Annotated in this window: 12 protein-coding genes and 1 pseudogene; 7 read left to right on the top strand and 6 right to left on the bottom strand. The window is 68.1% G+C overall.

Annotated elements, in window-relative coordinates; translation table 11 throughout:
• The 5 genes and pseudogenes from E8A74_RS19320 to E8A74_RS19300 all read left to right on the top strand — a co-directional run.
• A pseudogene (locus E8A74_RS19320) lies at window positions 1–301 on the top strand (hypothetical protein); the annotation flags it as partial.
• 14 nt (window positions 302–315) lie between these two features.
• On the top strand, window positions 316–981 hold the full coding sequence (locus E8A74_RS19315) for a DUF2169 domain-containing protein (protein WP_136930500.1): 666 nt from the start codon (window positions 316–318) through the stop codon (window positions 979–981).
• A complete protein-coding gene (locus E8A74_RS19310; RefSeq protein WP_136930499.1) occupies window positions 978–2732 on the top strand; it encodes a PAAR-like domain-containing protein in 1755 nt (584 codons plus the stop codon). The genes E8A74_RS19315 and E8A74_RS19310 overlap by 4 nt, the downstream gene beginning before the upstream one ends.
• A gap of 82 nt (window positions 2733–2814) precedes the next feature.
• Entirely contained in the window at window positions 2815–3705 is an 891-nt protein-coding gene (locus tag E8A74_RS19305; RefSeq protein ID WP_136930498.1) for a hypothetical protein, read from the top strand.
• A 21-nt stretch (window positions 3706–3726) separates the two neighbouring features.
• A complete protein-coding gene (locus E8A74_RS19300) occupies window positions 3727–4458 on the top strand; it encodes a hypothetical protein (RefSeq protein WP_136930497.1) in 732 nt (243 codons plus the stop codon).
• Between the two features lie 105 nt (window positions 4459–4563).
• On the opposite strand, the gene E8A74_RS19295 is transcribed toward E8A74_RS19300, so the two are convergent.
• On the bottom strand, window positions 4564–7974 hold the full coding sequence (locus tag E8A74_RS19295; RefSeq protein ID WP_136930496.1) for an ATP-binding protein: 3411 nt from the start codon (window positions 7972–7974) through the stop codon (window positions 4564–4566).
• Window positions 7975–8213: 239 nt separating this feature from the next.
• Between E8A74_RS19295 and E8A74_RS19290 the strand changes: the two genes are divergently transcribed.
• Entirely contained in the window at window positions 8214–9089 is an 876-nt protein-coding gene (locus E8A74_RS19290) for an SIMPL domain-containing protein (RefSeq protein ID WP_136930495.1), read from the top strand.
• A gap of 2 nt (window positions 9090–9091) precedes the next feature.
• Here E8A74_RS19290 and E8A74_RS19285 read toward each other — a convergent pair whose 3' ends face one another.
• From E8A74_RS19285 to E8A74_RS19265, 5 genes are all read right to left on the bottom strand, one after another.
• A complete protein-coding gene (locus E8A74_RS19285) occupies window positions 9092–9481 on the bottom strand; it encodes a hypothetical protein (RefSeq protein ID WP_136930494.1) in 390 nt (129 codons plus the stop codon).
• 4 nt (window positions 9482–9485) lie between these two features.
• Window positions 9486–10475 (bottom strand): flotillin-like protein FloA, encoded by a 990-nt coding sequence (gene floA, locus E8A74_RS19280; protein WP_269749879.1) that lies wholly within the window; start codon window positions 10473–10475, stop codon window positions 9486–9488.
• A complete protein-coding gene (locus E8A74_RS19275) occupies window positions 10472–11812 on the bottom strand; it encodes an NfeD family protein (protein ID WP_170229222.1) in 1341 nt (446 codons plus the stop codon). Before E8A74_RS19275 ends, floA begins: the two co-directional genes overlap by 4 nt.
• A gap of 98 nt (window positions 11813–11910) precedes the next feature.
• Window positions 11911–15399 (bottom strand): WD40 repeat domain-containing serine/threonine protein kinase, encoded by a 3489-nt coding sequence (locus E8A74_RS19270; protein WP_136930492.1) that lies wholly within the window; start codon window positions 15397–15399, stop codon window positions 11911–11913.
• A 96-nt stretch (window positions 15400–15495) separates the two neighbouring features.
• On the bottom strand, window positions 15496–16281 hold the full coding sequence (locus E8A74_RS19265; RefSeq protein ID WP_136930491.1) for a sterol desaturase family protein: 786 nt from the start codon (window positions 16279–16281) through the stop codon (window positions 15496–15498).
• 161 nt (window positions 16282–16442) lie between these two features.
• On the opposite strand from E8A74_RS19265, the gene E8A74_RS19260 reads away from it, so the two are divergent.
• Window positions 16443–16844 (top strand): DUF6184 family natural product biosynthesis lipoprotein, encoded by a 402-nt coding sequence (locus E8A74_RS19260; protein ID WP_136930490.1) that lies wholly within the window; start codon window positions 16443–16445, stop codon window positions 16842–16844.
• Window positions 16845–16861 lie beyond the last annotated feature (17 nt).

The raw sequence follows: 16861 nt of genomic DNA, 5'->3' as shown, positions 1-16861 counted from the left end.
CGGGTCGAGCGAGGTCAGCGTGTCCGGCGCGCAATCGGAGAAGATCGGCTCCACGAAGACGCTCCTCGTCGGGGATCGGACCACGATCGTCTGCGGCGCGGCCACGATCCTCGTCGAGAGCTCGGGCAAGATCACGCTGAGCGGCACCGAGATCAACATTTCTTCGTCCGGCGCCGTTTCCATTGCCGGAACGGAGATCACCCTTCGTGGCACGACCGTGGGCGTCTCTGCCTCGGGCCCCGTCGAGGTCGCGGGCGCGTCCGTCAGGGTGTCCGGTGATCCCGTCGACCTCAATTCGTGAGGGAGGGGCGTGCCATGAAGACGTGCAACAAGACGCCGCTCGCTCTTTCGACGTTTTCCAGCGTTGACCTCGAAGACGAACCCTTCCAGGTCGTCATCGCCAAGGGCGTCTTCGATATCGTGCCCGGCGCGCCGCTCGCGCTCGCGTCCACGCAGGAGGTGATCGCGCTCGACGAGGCCGTCCCTTTCAAGATCGGGACCGATATCCTCTGCCAGGCGACCGCGTACGCCCCGGGGGGTGTGCCGGTGCCCTCCTTTCGCGTCGGATGGGCTGTGGGAGCGTCCACGAGACACCATACCGTCACCGGTCCGCGCGCCCGCGTGTATACGCCGCTCCTCGGCTGGTCGCTCTCGCCGATCGTACCGGTGCGGCGGGCGCCGCTCGGCGACGCGCTCGCGCGCGAGGGCGAGGGATATCGATACCTGCGCGGCGACGAGGAGGTGATCCTCGAAAACCTGCACCCGGAGTATCCACGGCTCACGTTCCGCTTGCCGAACTTGCTCGTGGCGACGGCCCTGGTGGATCGCGTCGGCTTCCGGTATGGCAGTCCGCTCCGCCTCGATACGCTTTCCATCGACGTCGAGCGCATGCGCGCCGTCCTCGTCTGGCGCGCGAGCCCGCCCCTGTACAAAGACGGAGTGGCCCGTGTCGACCTCGCCATGCAAAGGAGGGCATCATGAGCCGCGAGCTCGCGCGCGCCTGCCCCGAGGCGGTCGTCTATTGCATCGCGCCGGACGTGTGCCTGACGCCGGCGCCGGGGGGCGGCATGGTGCCGGTCCCGTACATGATCCTCGCGCGCTTGGAGCTTGCGGAGAACACGGACCCGAAGCACCGCATCAACGGGTATCCGGCGTTCACGATGAAGAGCCGGATCCCCCACGTGGAAGGCAATGAGGCGGGGACGGGTGGCGGAGTCGTGTCCGGCGTGAACCGCGGGTATTGCCGGCCGGTCGAGCATTCGACGACCTACAAGGCCGGCGGGGAGTGGATCGTCCGCGAGGGCGATCTCTTCGCGATGAATTGCGCGGGGCCCGAGGGCGAGCCGAATACCTACGGGCGCCTGGTCATCATGAACCAGGTGGCCGCGGCGCCGAGCGTGTCCATTTCCAGGACGGAGAAGACCGTCGTGGATCAAGCGACGGGGCAGACCGTCACCGAAACGGAGGAGGTGACGCGAAACCCGATCACGGGCGCGGAGACCGTGACGCAGCAGCGGACGGTGGTCGATCCGAAGACGGGCCGCGTGGAGTCGCAACGTGTCGATATCACGACGCATCCCGACGGCCGGCGGACGTACGCGGCGAACGCGGGACTCTTCGATCCGGAGACGAAGACCTACGGGTACAAGACGACGGCGGGCGAGCTGCCGGCGGACGTGGGGGAGGTCGATCCGGAGGGTCTGTCCGTGGACGAGGATGGACGGCTCTACCTGGGCATGGCGGAGGACGAGGGGTCGTTCGTCCCGTCGAAGGCGCTTTACGGGAATGCGGAGATTTCGGATGATGACCCCGAGGTCCTGAAGGACCCGGAGGTGAAAGCGGCGCTCGAAGAGCAAGCGGCGGCGGAGGCGGAGCTCGCCGCATTGGAGCAGGAAATCACGTGGGAAGGCGTGAAGCTCGGCGTGGACGCGGCCGGGCTCATGGATCCGACGCCGGTGGCGGATCTCGCGGGCGCGGGGATGGCGCTCTTGGATGGAGATTGGGCGGGCGCCGGGCTCAGCGTGGTGTCGGCGGCGGTGCCGTTCGTCGGGGATGCGATCGCAAAACCGTTCAAGGGGACGCGGGCGGCGGCGAGGTTGGCGGCGCTTCACCAGAAGATGGTAAAGCTCGTCGGGAAGCGGGCGAAGATCGCGGATTCATTACGGAGGACGCGGCAGCGGATCAAGGAGGCGATCAAGAAGCGGAGGGCAGGCGGGGCGGGTGCGGTCGACCCGCCGAAGCCGAAGAGCCCGGGGGATGGTGGGTTTGCGCCGAAGAAGGTGGTGAATCCGGACTATACGCTGCCAACCGGGAAGAGCGGAGGGAAGCCGAGGGGGAGTCCGCATACGGTACGGCGGAACGCAAAGGAGGTCGAACAGTTGGCTTTCCGTCGCGAGCGGGAGACCGCCGATACTCTTGCCGCCAAGGGTTACGACGTGGAACAATCCCCGGCGTCGCCGCCGGGGTCGGACAAGAAACCAGACTTCAAAATCGAGGGCAGGTACTTCGATAACTACGCTCCAAACGAAGCAGAGATGATCAGAATCGCCAATGGCAAGAATCCACCAGAGGTAAAAACGCCCACCGACATGCTCTTTAGCATCCGGCGCACTATCGCAAAAAGGTCGAGAAGGCGCAGGCCGATCGGTTTACAATCAACCTGGATGACATGCCCAGCATCAGCATCTCCGACGTCAAGCAGAAGTTCGCGGATGTGCCCGTGGACGGCCTAAAGGAGATCATCGCCGTGAAGGGCGGGCAGGTTGTACACATTTTTCCCTAGGTCGACGTGCGGAGGAAGGGAATACTAGCATCATGGCCATTGAATATGATCTCATCATGTTTCGGCGAACGGGTCCACTATCGGTGAATGATGTCCGCGCCAAACTATTCGCACACCTCGGTGTGGTGACGGATGATGTCGATAAGCGCATATCGGTGCTCTACAAGGACGTCCTGACAGTTTCTGTCATTGCGACGGCAACAGACGACATGAAGGCTTTGGGATTCGCATACCCGGGCGTAAACGTCGGTTTTCGGTTGTACTGGCTGGAGGCAGACGAACCCGATCCGAATGTCGAGATGGTGCGCATCTTGGACTGGCTCCTACATAACGTGGACGCCGACGCTCATTTCAGCCATGATGTGGCGCCGGACACCGCGATACTCTTCAAGTCTGGGAAACGAATCGTGGCGCTCAAGGACAGAGACTTCTGGACAACGGGAGCCCCCTCCTTACCGTATCTCTCGCCTGGATATGAGTACCGGAAGGTGAGTCGTGGCTTCCGCCTCGATGTGAAGCTCCGCGATCCACGGGTCCATCCCCTGACCATTCGAGGAGCGCTGGTCGCTCAGTTCCAGTTCGGCCTCGACCCGGAGAACATCAACACAGCCGTGGCCGATGCCTTCAAGGTCGAGGTCTCACGGTTCACCAAAGACGCCGCGACGGGCGAGCTCGACGAGGATCCCTCGGGGGACTGGTTGAGCCTCTACTTCTACATCGACATTTTCGAATACGATCGCGCCATCGACGGCATGCTCCAAGTGGTTCGTTACGTGCTCCAGCAGAAGTACGCAGGCGATGCGAAGTTCGATGGGTTCAATGGCCCACCGCAACTGGAACGTACGGGCAGCACGCTCACGCTCCTCGACGAACCCGACTTCTGGACCCCTGCCCGCAAAGCCCTCTTCGAGCCGAAACCCTGATTCGCCCTGGAGTCAGCCGCCATGCCCGACACCTGGATCCCCCCCACCGCCGCCGACACCCCGACCCTCTACCCGCCGGAACCCGAGCCCGACGCGTCCTCGTGGCTCACGTGGATCCCCGCGCCCGAATCCTGGAACGCCGCGCCCACGATGCTCCTGCCGCCACCGAAGCTGGGGCCGCCCATTCCAATCCCGGAAGGCGTCTTCCTCATCCCGACGGAGCTCCTGCCGCCGCCGATGATGGAGCCGGCCGCGCCGCGCGAGCCCTCGGCCATCCCGCCCCCGCCGCGCGTCGGCCCGATAGCCGCATCCGCCCCCGCTCCCGCTCCCGCGTGCGCTTCCGCTTCCGCTTCCGCCTCGGTTCCGACCCCGCTTCCACTCGACCTCTTCCCCGTCGAACGCGTTGCCCGCCTCGACGCGGCGCTTGCACTCGCCCCCGAGAACGCGCCTCGCATCCTGGACACGCATCAACTCGATCCCGCCACCTGGATCGCTCTCCGCCAGCACTGCCAGACCGCCCTCCGCGCCGCCCTCCGCGATGGCGATCCCGCCCCGCTCCGCGCCTACGACGTAGCCTTCGTCGCGGAGCTGGAGCGCGTGCGCGGCCCCATCGCCGCGAGCCAGCACGCCGAGCTTGTCCAGGCCGCCGCGCGCGGCCGGCGCTCCGAAGCGTTCGCGCGCCTGGGTCTCCCCCATCTCGCTGCGCTCGCCATCGAGCGCGTCATGGTGCAACGGGCCTGCGCCACCCGTTGATATTCCAGGAACGTCGCGGTCCGCTCGATATCCTCGCCCGCGAGCGGCCCTTCGTGTGCCTTGCTATTCATCGCCGCGGACGCCCGCAATTCCCCAAAACAAGCTTCAATCGGCGGCCGCCGCGACCGCGTCGAGCAGACCCAGGACCTCGTCGGGGTGGGCCGGCTTCACGAGGTGCTCCGTGAAGCCGGCTGCCGCGGCCAGCCGGCGGTCCGACTCCTGGCCATACCCGGTCAATGCGACGAGCTCGGCCGGGCCATGCCCCGAGGCGCGCAGGCGCCGGGCGACCTCGTATCCATCCATGCCGGGCAATCCGATGTCGAGGAACACGACCTCGGGGTGCTGCTCCTCCGCTTCCGCGAGCGCGCCAAGCCCGTCGTGGACGACCCGCACGTCGTGCCCGTGCTCGCGCACGAGCTCGGCGATCATCGCCGCGGCGTCGACATTGTCATCCACCACGAGGACACGGAGCCTCCGGCCTGCAGGGGAAGGGGTTGTCGCGCCAATCCTTGCCGGGGCCGCTCGTTCGGTCGTGATGCGCGCCGGCTCTTCCGGCGCGAGGGGCAGCCACACGAAGAACGTGCTTCCCTGGCCGAGACCCGGGCTCTGCGCCTCCACCGTCCCGCCGTGCATCTCGACCAGGTGCCGCACGATGGAGAGCCCGATCCCGAGCCCACCCTGGGCCCGATCGAGCGTACGCTCTGCTTGCTCGAAGATGTGCCACACCCGATCGAGCATGTGCGGCGCGATCCCTACGCCGTCGTCGTGCACGTAGATCTCCACCTGCGCCCCGACCCTCGTGGCATGCAGGGTGATGTGCCCGCCCGGATCGGTGTATTTCGCCGCGTTCGTGAGCAGATTGACGAGGATCTGCTCCAGGCGAACGGCGTCCGCGAAGACGGTCACGGGCGCGGCTGGAAGCTCGACCGTGAGCGTGTGGTGCCGCCCCTCGATGAGCCCGCGCGTCGCGTCGACGGCGCGCGTGACCACGGTGGCGATGTCGAGCCGCTCCTTGCGCAGCTCGATTTTGCCTCGGGTCAGGCGCGAGACGTCGAGCAGGTCGTCGACGAGGCGCGCGAGGTTGTCGGTCTGGCGCTCCAGGATTTGAAGGTGCCGATCCGTCGCCGCGTTCGCTTGCCGCGCCCGGATGATGTGCAGCGCCATCCGCATCGGCGCGAGGGGGTTTCGGAGCTCGTGCGCGAGCATGGCCAGAAATTCGTCTTTGCGGCGGTCCGCCTCGGCTTGCATCTGTTCGGCCAGCTTGCGCTCGGTGATGTCCGTGCACGAGCCGATGTGGCCGAGGTAGCCCCGGTCCTCGCCGCGCCGCGGGACGCCGTAATCGAGGAACCACCGATACGAGCCGTCCACGATCCGCAGGCGATACTCGAAGTTGAAGGGCTCGTGGCGGGCCACGGCAGCCCGGAAGATCTGCCCGACGCGCGGGCGATCTTCGGGGTGGATCGGATCGAGCCAGCCCACGCCATGCGCGTCCTCCGGCGATTGCCCCGTGATCCGCTCCCAGGTCGCGTTGATGTAATGACACGCTCCGGTCGCGTCGGTCAGCCAGATGATGACCGGCGCATTGTCGGCGAGCGTGCGGAAGCGTTTCTCGCTCTCGCGCAGGCGCTCGGTCTCCTGCGCCACCTGCCGGCGCAGCCGCGACAGCTCGATCCGCGCGTCGACCCGCGCCAGCAATTCGCGCGGCGAGAAGGGTTTGACCAGGTAATCGTCGGCGCCGAACTCGGCCCCCTCCACCCGCGCCGACTCGCTCGCGCGCGCCGAGAGCATCACCACGGGCACGGTCTGCGTGCGCGGGTCGGTGCGTAGCGCGCGGACGAGGGCGAAGCCGTCCATGCCCGGCATCATCACGTCCGTGAGGATCAGATCGGGCACACGGGCGCGGGCGCGGGCGAGCGCTTCGATCCCGTCGCCGACCACCTCGACGTCGTGGTGGTGTTCGAGCAGGCGGCTGATGTAGCGCTGCATGTCGGCGTTGTCCTCGGCGAGCAGGATGTGGGCGCGGATGCCCGCGGGCGCCGGGCGCGAGGGCGGTGGGCGCTCGGTCTCGACCCGCGCGGGCGCATCGATCCAGTGCGCCGCTTCCTCCACGAACGCGGCGGCGTTCGTCGCCGAGAGCCCGAGCTCGCGCTCGACGCCAATGCGCTCGGCGGGCAGGTGCGCCGCGCCGACCGGAAGGCTGACCGTGAACGTGCTGCCCTGCCCGACCGTGCTCGTGACGGAGACCGTGCCTTTGTGAAACCCCACGAGCTCGCGGACGAGCGCGAGGCCGATGCCGGAGCCTTCGAAGGTGCGCCCGCGCGCGCGCTGCACACGATGAAACCGCTCGAAGAGCCGCGGCAGCTCCTCCTCGGCGATGCCCGTGCCGGTGTCGCGGACCGAGAGCTTCACGCAATCGCCCGCCCAGCGCAGCGAGACCTCGATCGCCCCCTCGAACGTGAATTTGAAGGCGTTCGAGATCAGGTTGAGGACGATCTTCTCCCACATCTCGCGGTCGACATAGACCGGCTCCGGGAGCGGCGGGCAATCGACGTCGTACACGAGCCCCGCGCGCTCGACGACCGAGCGGAACGTATTCGCGAGCTCCGCGGTGAGGACCGCAAGATCGGTCGGCTCGTAGGCCACCTGCAGGCGCGCCGCCTCGATCCGGGAGAAATCGAGCAATGTATTGACGAGCTTGAGCAGGCGCCGCGCATTGCGCCGAACGACCTCGATTTCGCGTCGCTGCTCGTCGGGCAGCGAGCCGTGCCCGCCGTGGAGGAGCTCCTCGACCGGGCCGAGCATCAGCGTGAGCGGCGTGCGGAACTCGTGGCTCACGTTGGAGAAGAAGCGGGTCTTGAGCTCGTCCAATCGGTTGAGTTTTTCGTTCGCGACACGTAGCTGCTCGTTTGCCTGCTGGATCTCCTGCGCGCGGTGGTAGAGCTCCGACTCCATCCGGTCCGCGCGCGTCCGCTCCTCCTCCACGATCCGGCTCTGCTCGCCGCCGAGCTTCTTCAGGAGCATGAACTCGGTCACGTCCTCGCCGCGGTGCACGACGTGCGTGACGTTTCCCTTCTCGTCGAAGACCGGGGTATTCGTCGGGCTGTAGTATCGCTCCGTGAAGCCCCCGCCCTCCGAGGCAGGCCGGCGAATGTCGTACTTCTGCACGGCCATCGTCTCGGGGACCCCCATCGCGAAGACGCGCTCGAGCGAGGCGCGGAGGTTACGGGTCCCCGTGGCGTTCGGATCGTCCGGGTTATCGGGAAAGACTTCGAACAGGTTGCGCCTGAGGATCGCCTCGCGCGAGACCAGCCTCGTGCGCAGGAAAGCGTCGCTCGCGGCGACGACGGTGAAGCTCGGGTCGACCACGAGGTAACACTCGGGCGCGGACTCGAAGAGCGCGCGAAAATCGGGCTCGCCCGCTCGGGAAGCCGTTTCCCCAGAGGCCCTCCCGCCCCTCCCGTCGGCGCCCGCTCGCGGGGGCTGCCTTCGCTCCTGGTGCTTGGATCGCGCGAACATGGTGCAGTTTCGCGACGCTCGTGATTCGTCGCTCGGCGGCCCCGTGCGCGCTGGGTACGAACATTGCGCGCGGGGCCGGCGATTCAGCCTTGTTGCATGAACCCTTCCACTTGGATCGAGGGATCCGTGGAGCCCTGGGAGAACTCGACACCCGCATGACCATCTGCCAGAGTCCCGGCGGCCGCCTGTAAGTTGGGCGGTCGTTCGGCGTTATCTTCTTCGTGAGGAGGATCTTTCGTATGCGCTTCGGTTCCGTGCTCGCGTTCGTCTTGCTCGTCCCCGCCTCGTTCGGGCTCATCGGCTGTGGTGGCTCCCATCACGGCGGCTGGGGCGCGCGCGGCGCCTCTCAGGAGGCGGTCCGTCACATCACGGTCGTCGGCCATGGCGAGGCCATGGGCAAACCCGACATCGCGCGGACGAGCCTCGGCGTCGAAGCCTCGGCGCCGACGGTCGAAGAGGCGATGAACCAGACGAGCGCGCGGATGAAGGCGATCCTCGATGCGCTGAAGAAGCTCGGGGTCGAGGACAAGGACGTCCAGACGGCGAATTTCTCGATCCAGGTCGAGCGGCCCTTCATCGACGGTCCGATGCCCGTGCCCATGCCCGAGCCGCTTCCCGCGCCCGCGCCGGTGAAGGGCGGGAAGGCCGCCGCGGCTTCGGCGCCGGCTTCGGCGCCCGTCGCGTTGCCGCCTCCGCCGGCCGTGAAATACCGGGTGAGCAACACCGTGGAAGTGACGATCCGCGACGTGTCGAAGGCGAGCCGCGTCGTGCAGGCGGCGGTCGACGCGGGGGCGAACAACGTGTGGAACGTGAGCTTCGGGATCGACGAAACGAAGGCGCTCGAAGCGACGGCGCGGGAGAAAGCGGTCGCGGACGCGAAGGCGCGCGCCGAGGTGCTGGCAAAGCTCTCGGGGGTCGAGCTCGGGCCGGTGATCAGCGTGAGCGAGGTCGTCGGGCGCGGGCCGATCGGCCCGATGCCGATGATGGCCACGGCCGAGGCGAAATGGGGCGGCGGCGGCCCGCCGCTCGCGATGGGCGAGGTGACGTATTCGACCTCGATCGAGGTCATCTTCGGCATCAAGAGGGCGCCCGAGCCGCCGCCCCCGGCCGAGTGATTTCAATCGGCGCCGCGCGGCGGACCGAGCAGGGCCCCGAGCAGAATCGCGCGACGCACGTCGCCAGGTTTTTCCAAAAGAACCGGTGACGTGCGCCGCTGGCGGCGCGGCGCGGCGGGCGCCGCTTCGAGCGTGCTCGGGATCGCGGGGAGCGCGTCTTCGAGGGAGACCGGGCGCGCGGGGATTTCTTCCAGCGATTGATATTCCACCGGCGAGCGACGGTCGGGGCGAGGGGGTGACGGCGGCGCCCTTCCCAAAAGCGCTCGCCGGTGCGCTGCGAGTTCCCTCGCGGCGCGCTCCTGCGCTTTGTGGGAGGCCCGTGCGAGGAGCGCCGGCAGCACCGGCATCATCAAAAACACGAGCACGACGAGCAGCGAGACGAGCCCCTCCACGGCCTCACCCTCGTCCTTGTCCGATCGCCGGCCTCACGTTGGAGGGCACGTCGTTCGCCACTGAATGCCGCATGGCCGTGTCCGCTTCGAGGTTCCGCATTCGATAATAATCGAAGATGCCGAGGTTGCCCGACCGGAACGCCTCGGCCATCGCGCGTGGCACGTCCGCCTCCGACTCCACGACCCGCGCGCGCATCTCCTGCTCCAGCGCCACGGCCATCGCGCGGCGCTCCTCCGCCTTCGCCTGCGCGATCTGTTTGTCCGCGTTCGCCTGGTCGATCTGGAGCTTCGCCCCGATGTTCGCGCCGACGTCGACGTCCGCGATGTCGATCGAGAGGATCTCGAACGCCGTGCCCGCGTCGAGCCCGCGCGCGAGGATGTTCTTCGAGATGTGATCGGGGTTCTCCAGCACCGCCTTGTGCGTCGCGGCCGAGCCGATCGTGCTCACCATTCCCTCGCCGACACGCGCGATGACCGTCTCCTCGCCGGCGCCGCCGACGAGCCGGTCGAGGTTCGTTCGCACCGTCACGCGCGCGATCGCGATGAGCTGGATGCCGTCCTTCGCCACCGCGGCGACCCGCGGCGTCTCGATCACCCTGGGCAACACGGACATTTTGACCGCGTCGAGCACGTCCCGCCCGGCGAGGTCGATCGCCGCGGCGCGCTTGAGCGGGAGGTGGATGTTCGCCTTGTCGGCCGAGATCAGCGCATTGACCACGCGCGTCACGTTGCCGCCCGCGAGGTAATGCGCTTCGAGGTCGTTCGTCGACACGTCGAGCCCGGCCTTCACCGCGCTGATCCGCCCATTCACGATGACGCCGGGCGGCACCCTCCGAAAGCGCATGCCCACGAGCGACGACAGCCCCACGTACGCCCCCGAGGCCCACGCCGCGATCCAGAGCGGCAGGGGGATCAGATACAGGACGACGAAGAGGCCCACGAGGACGAGGCCGACGATCCCGAGGATCCCGAGCTCCACGCCGAACATGGTCATTCACCTGTTTCTTTCTCGCCGACGCGCCGCACGACCACGTAGCTCCGCTCCACGCGAAGCACCTCGAGCGGCGTGCCGGCCGGAATGTATTCGCCCTCGGAGAGAGCATTGACCCGCGCGCCCGTGATTTCCGCGACGCCCGAAGGCCGCAGTGGCGAGGCCGCCTTGCCGAGGTCGCCGGGCAAAATCGCGTCGAGGGGCGAGGCCGGGAAGGGGAGCGCGCGTTCGGGATGCCCCGTTTCGAGGACGAGCCTGCGGCCGAAAGGCAATCGAGGGAGAAACCGCAAAAGGAGGGCGGCCCCGCCGAGCATGATCGCGAGCGCGAGGGCGACCTCGGTCGCGGCTCGCACGGCGCCCTCCGCGGTCACGCCCGGCCCGACGAAGCTCATCCCGAGCCCCGCGAGGATGGCCGCGACGCCGAGGATGCCTGCCAGGCCAAACCCCGGGATCACGAAAATCTCCAGCAAAAGGAGCGCGATTCCACCGCCCACGAGCGCGAGCTCCTCCCAGCCCACGAGCGCGAGGATCGCGTGCGACCAGAAGAACAGCGCCAGGCAAACGAGCCCGACGATGCCTGGCACGCCAAACCCGGGCGTGCGGATCTCCACGAAGAGCCCCATCAACCCGAACCCGAGCAGGAGCGAGCTGACCAAGGGCGACGTCGAGAATCGCACGAGGCTCTCGGCCCAGTTCGGCGCGAGCGTGCGAATCTCCGCGCCGGACAAACCTCGTTTCGCCAGGATCTCGTCGAGGGAGTCGGCGCGATACGACGCGGCGCCGAGCGCGAGCGCCTCCTCGGTCGTCAGCGTGAGCAGCTTGCCTTTCGCCACGACGTCCGGGATCTCCACATCGGAATCGACCATGGCCTCGAAGAGCGCAGGCGGCCGGCCGCGCGCCTCGGCCGTGGCGCGAAACTCCTTGCGTACGAACGACGTCGCCTTTTCCCCGGCGGGCTCCGTTTGCCCCTGGGGCCCGGCGACGACGGGCGCGGCGGCGCCGATCGTCGCGCCCTTGGCCATCGCGATGTCCTCGGCCGCGAGCGCGATGAGCGCGCCCGCGGAGATCGCACGCGGGTCGACGAACGCGACCGTGGGGACGCGCGCGTCGAGCAGCGCATCCCGAATGACGAGGGCCGCGTCGACACGCCCGCCGAGGGTATCGATGGGCAAGACGAGCGCGGCAGCGCCGGCCTGATCGGCCTCGCGCACGGCGCGCTGCACGTAAGGCGCGAGGCCATTGTCGATTTCACCCCGAAGGGGCGCGACGTACACGATGGGCCGCGCCGTCGCCTGGCCGCGCGCGGACGCGCCGAACAGGAGGGCCCAAAGAGCGAGCACGAGGACGCCTATGCGACGTCGAGACGAGGCGCGATTCGCCACACGAAAACCCCCACGAGAAGGCTAGGGCTCCCGGGGCGAGGCGGAAGGGGGATCTCTCAGCGCGTGGGCTCGGGAGATGCCGGGCGATCGTCCAGGTGCACGACGTCCTTCGTGGCCGCGTCGAGCCAGGTCCGCAGGCCCGTCTCGTCCGCGGGGAGGTCGTCGCCCCAGAGCCGCACCGTTCGATCCTGGCCCGTCGAGACGAGCGCCCGACTGTCGGGCGAAAAAGCGATCGATGCAACGCCGCCCGCGTGCCCGGCGAGCGGTCGATCTTCGTGGCTCTCCAGGTCCCAGATGCGGGCGCTGCCGTCGAGGCTCGCCGAGGCGATACGTTTTCCGTCGGAGGAGACGGAAATGCTCACGACGGTTTTTCCGTGCCCGCGCAGGATCTCGCGGGGTTTGCCCGTGGCCGTCTCCCAAAGCCGCACCGAGGGCTCCGAGCCGAGCGAGGCAAACGTGGCGCCGTCCGGGAAAAACACGATCTGCGTGACGCCATTGCCGCTCGCGTCGATCACCCGCCCCTGGCCGGTTGCGAGGTCCCAAAGCCCGATGGTATGGTCGGCGCTGCCCGAGGCGAGCGTCTTTCCATCCGGCGAAAATGCGACGGCGCGGACCGCGCGCTCGTAGGTGCCCAGCGTCTTTGCTTCTTTCGTAGCGAATCGATAAATGCGCACGGTCTTGTCGGCGCTGCCCGTGGCGAGGACCGCGCCGTCCGGCGAGAACGCGAGCGTCTCGACGGGTTTTTCGTGCTCGAAGAGGACCTCGGCTTGTCCAGAGGCGACGTCCCAAAGCCGGATTTTCTTGTCGGCGCCGCCGGAGGCGAGGTGTTTTCCGTCGGGCGCGATGGCGATCCGCGCGACGCGCCCCGCATGGCCGCGAAGCACCTTGGGGGGCTCGCCCGAGAGCGAGGCGATACGCACGGCGCCGTCCTCGCCAGACGAGGCGATCGCGGTTCCATTCGGAAATACCCGCAAATCGCTGACCTTGCTGCCATGCCGATCGACGATCTGCGGCGCGCCCGAGGCGAGGTCGAAGAGGCGTACCGTGCCGTCGTCCGCGGCCGAAACGACGCGTTTTCCGTCGGGGAGGAAGGCCGCGGTCGTGGCCGCGCCGTCGTGCTCGCCGACCACCCGATCGATCTGCGTGCCGAGCTCCCATACGCGCATCGTCTGGTCGAAGCCCGCGGCGGCGAGGCGCTTTCCATCCGGCGAGAACGTGACGCCGTGGAGCCCGAGCCAATCCTGGAAGCCGCCGAGCGTGCGGCGCTGGCCATTGCCGACATCCCACAAGACCACGTTGCGGTCCTGCCCCACCGCGGCGACGCGGCTGCCGTCGGGGGAGAGCGCGAGCGTCTTGATCTCGCCGCCGTACTGGCCGAGCAGCCGGGTGGCGCCGTTCGAGAGATCAGCATAACGAACCGCGCGGTCCTTCGAGCCGGAGACGAACGCGGTGCCATTCGGCAAGAACGCGAGCGCCGTGACCTCCTTCGTGTGGCCGGGGAACGTGCGGAGCGCCCCTTTCGAGGTGTTCCACAGCCGGATCGAGCCGTCGACGCCGCCCGTAACCACGAACATGCCGTCGCGCGAGACCGCGATGCTGGAGCAAACCGAGGTCTGGCCGGAGAAACTCTGGCTCTTGTCGGTCGCGACGTCCCAGACGACGAGTTTTCCCTTTTCGACGAGGACGAGCGTGCGGCCGTCCCCCGAAAAGACCGCGCCGCGGCTCAATTCGACGCCCGTGTTTTCCGCGACCCGTTTTCCCGTGCCCGCCGCGACGTTCCAGAGGAAGACGCCGTCGCCGAAGCCCTGCGAGGTGAGCCATTGGCCGTTCGCCGAGAAGCGGATGCTCGTCACCCATTGCTCGTGGCCCGCGAGGACACGCGAGGTGCCCGACGCGAGGTCCCAGATCCGCACGGATTTGTCCTTGCCGCCCGTGGCGAGGAGCTTTCCGTCGGGCGAAAACGCCGCGGTCCAGACCTCGTCGCCGTGCCCCGCGAGGACCTTGTGCGTGCCGGTTTCGAGGTCCCACACCCACACGGTTCGATCGTCGCTCGCGGTCGCGACGGTATTGCCGTCGGGCGCGAACGCGACCGCGTTGATGCCGCCGCCGTGCCCCCGGAAGACCTTTCCGATGCCACGCGCGAGCGCGTCGGCGGCGAGCGTGCGCGCGGCGGGGAAACGCGGGCTGTTCGGCGAGAGCGTCTTCAGCCAAGCGATGGCCTGGCTCGGGTCCCGCTCCATGAGGCCGCGGGCCTGCGAGATCGTGAGCTCGTCGGCGCGCTTCGTGGCCTCGGATTGCTTTTGCTGGGCTTCGAGGCGCTGCGCCTGGGCCTCGGCCTTTTGCCTTTGCGCCTCGACCTCGTTCGCCTGCGCCCGATTGCGCTCCTGGATGATGCGCGTGAGGCTCAAGATGCCGACGACCGAGAGGGCCACGACGCCCACCAGGCCCACGAGGAGCGGCGTGCGGCGGCGCTTGATGAAGCGGCGGACGATCTCGCCGCGCGAATACGTGTGTGCCGCGACGAACTGGCCCATCTGGAAGCGGCGCAGGTCGTCCGCCAACTCCTTCGCTGTCGGATATCGCTTCGACGCGTCGCGGGCCATCGCTTTCTCCACGATGGCGAGCAGGTCCTCGGGGATCCCTTTTTGCCGCTCGGCGAGCGGCACGGGCGGCGCCTCGAGGACCTTGAGGGCCACGTCGATCACGTCCCCGCCCGGGACGTCGTACGGGGCCACGCCGGAGAGCGCGCGATAGAGCAGCGCGCCGATCGCATACACGTCCGCGCGCTCATCCACGGGTTTGGCCATGGCCTGCTCCGGGGGCATGTACGCGGGCGTGCCCATGATCGCGCCGACGGACGTCAAATGCGCGCTCCTGCTGACCGATTTTTCCTCGGACGCCAGCGGCCGGGGTTTGCCGGAGAGCGGCTCGGCGAGTTCGTCGTTCAGGTCCTTCGCGAGGCCCCAATCGATGACCACGGTCTCGCCAAACCGACCGACGAGGACGTTCGCCGGCTTGAGGTCGCGATGGACGATCCGCTGGCTATGCGCATACGCCATCGCGTCGGCGACGGCGAGCAGGTGCGGGAGCAAGGCGAGGCGCTCTTCGAGCGTGTGCGCCTCGTTCATCGCGTCGCCGAGGGGTTTGCCCGTGATGAGCTTCATCGCGTAGAACGGCTCGCCCGTCGGCCAGCGGCCGGCCTCGTGCACGGGGACGATCGAGGGGTGCTGGAGGCGCGCCGTGATGATCGCCTCGTACACGAAGCGCTCGGCCTCGGCCGCGTCCGTGGAGAGCAGCTCCTTGATGGCGACCGTGCGGTCGAGCCGCGTATCACGCGCCTTCAGGATGCGACCGATCCCGCCTTCCGCGAAGACGCCGCTGACGGCGTAGGCCGTGCGCTGGACGAGCGGGAGCGACGCGGGGGTGAGCGCGGGGCGCGCCGCGGGCGGCGGAGGCGGCGGCGCGTCACGGAAGGAGGCGATCTCCGCGTCCGAGATCTCGAGCTCGTCGATGGAGGGCCTGTCGAGGGGAGGGCTTGCCGGCACGCGGGCAGACTATCCGATTTGCGTTTGGCCGGCACAGGGGAGCGGAGCGGCGTGGTCGTGCTTTTTCGTCGCGCCCGTCGATCCCGGACGTACGGGTCAGGACGGATCGGCGCGCTCCTTGAGGCTCCGGAGCGGTTGGCCGTCCATGACGCGCTGGAGGAGGACCGGCCAGTCCTTCCATTCCGTGCCGCAGAGTCGATCCATGATCGAGGACTGGAAGCTGTAATGGCCTGTCCAGCGGGCGTGATGGAGCGCGTGATAGACGAAGGGGTTCGCGCTGATGGAGCGCCACCGGATGCCCGTCACCGAGCGCGTGAGCTCCACGTTCGCGTGCCCGACGATGTTGCCGCCGATGTTGACCACGAGATAAGCGGCCCAGCCCCAGAAGCCGATCGGCGCGACGTACGACATCACGAGCGGCATCCCCGCATACCCGATCATCCAGGCGCACGACTCGACGAAGCTCATCGATTGCCCCGTGAGCGGCGTCGTCACGTGGGAGCGATGATGCCATCGGTGAAATCGCACGAGCGCGCGGTGGTGCATGGCCCGGTGCAGGAAGTAATAATACACCTGAAAGCCCGCGAGCATCACGAAGAACGTGAGGCCGTCCCGCAGGAGCGAGGTCTCGCCGAAGCGCACGAGGCCCGAGGAGAGCACGGCCGTAAACGTCGTCACGGCGACCGCGAGAAAGACGAGGTTGCCCACGAGCTCGAAGCGATACTGGCCCTGCGCGAGGGGCACGTCGAAAATGCGGCGGCGCGGGAGCAGGCGCTCGAGCGCGAACCCGATCGGGACGTTGAAGAGCGTCAAACCCAGGAAGAAGGCGAGCACGATCAAGGCCAGCTCGGGCAAGGAGGCCTGGATAAGGAGGTCGGGCATGTTCCACCCGTAGCGGCGAAAAGCTGCGCATTCAAGAGATCCCGCGGCTGGGCTCGCTCGATTCTTCCGCGCTCGCCGACGCCTCGCGCCGTCCGTCCGTTACATCCCGTGCCGTCCCGCGCGGTCCGCCCTTGGCGCCTCGATTGCACCGCGGACGCGGCATGAAGAAGCCCCGCACCCGATACGCTCCCGCTCTTCTGTTCGTCGTCCTCGGCACCGGCGTCGCGCTCGGCGCCTGCAGCCGCGAGAACCGCGCCCTGGGCGAGTCGCCCCGCGGCGACGTCGCCCGCGCCCTGCAATCGCTGGCCGACGCGCGCTGCGACCGCGCCGTGCGCTGCAACCAGATCGGCGCCGGGCAGCGCTGGTCGAGCCGCGACGCGTGTATCCAGTCCGTGCGCCAAGCCGAGCGCGAGGACATCAACCTGTACGAATGCACCGGGGGCATCGATCAGAAGGAGCTCTCGGAGTGCCTGAACGAGATCAACACGGCCCAATGTGACTCCGCCTTCGACGCCCTCGCCCAGATGGCCGCCTGTCGCTCCAGCGACATGTGCCTCCACTGAGGACGTCGTCGCCGGGG

This window comes from Polyangium fumosum (assembly GCF_005144585.1).
Lineage (GTDB): Bacteria > Myxococcota_A > Polyangia > Polyangiales > Polyangiaceae > Polyangium > Polyangium fumosum.
Note: the sequence above shows the minus strand (reverse complement) of the source record. Positions and strands in the feature narration are given on the sequence as shown.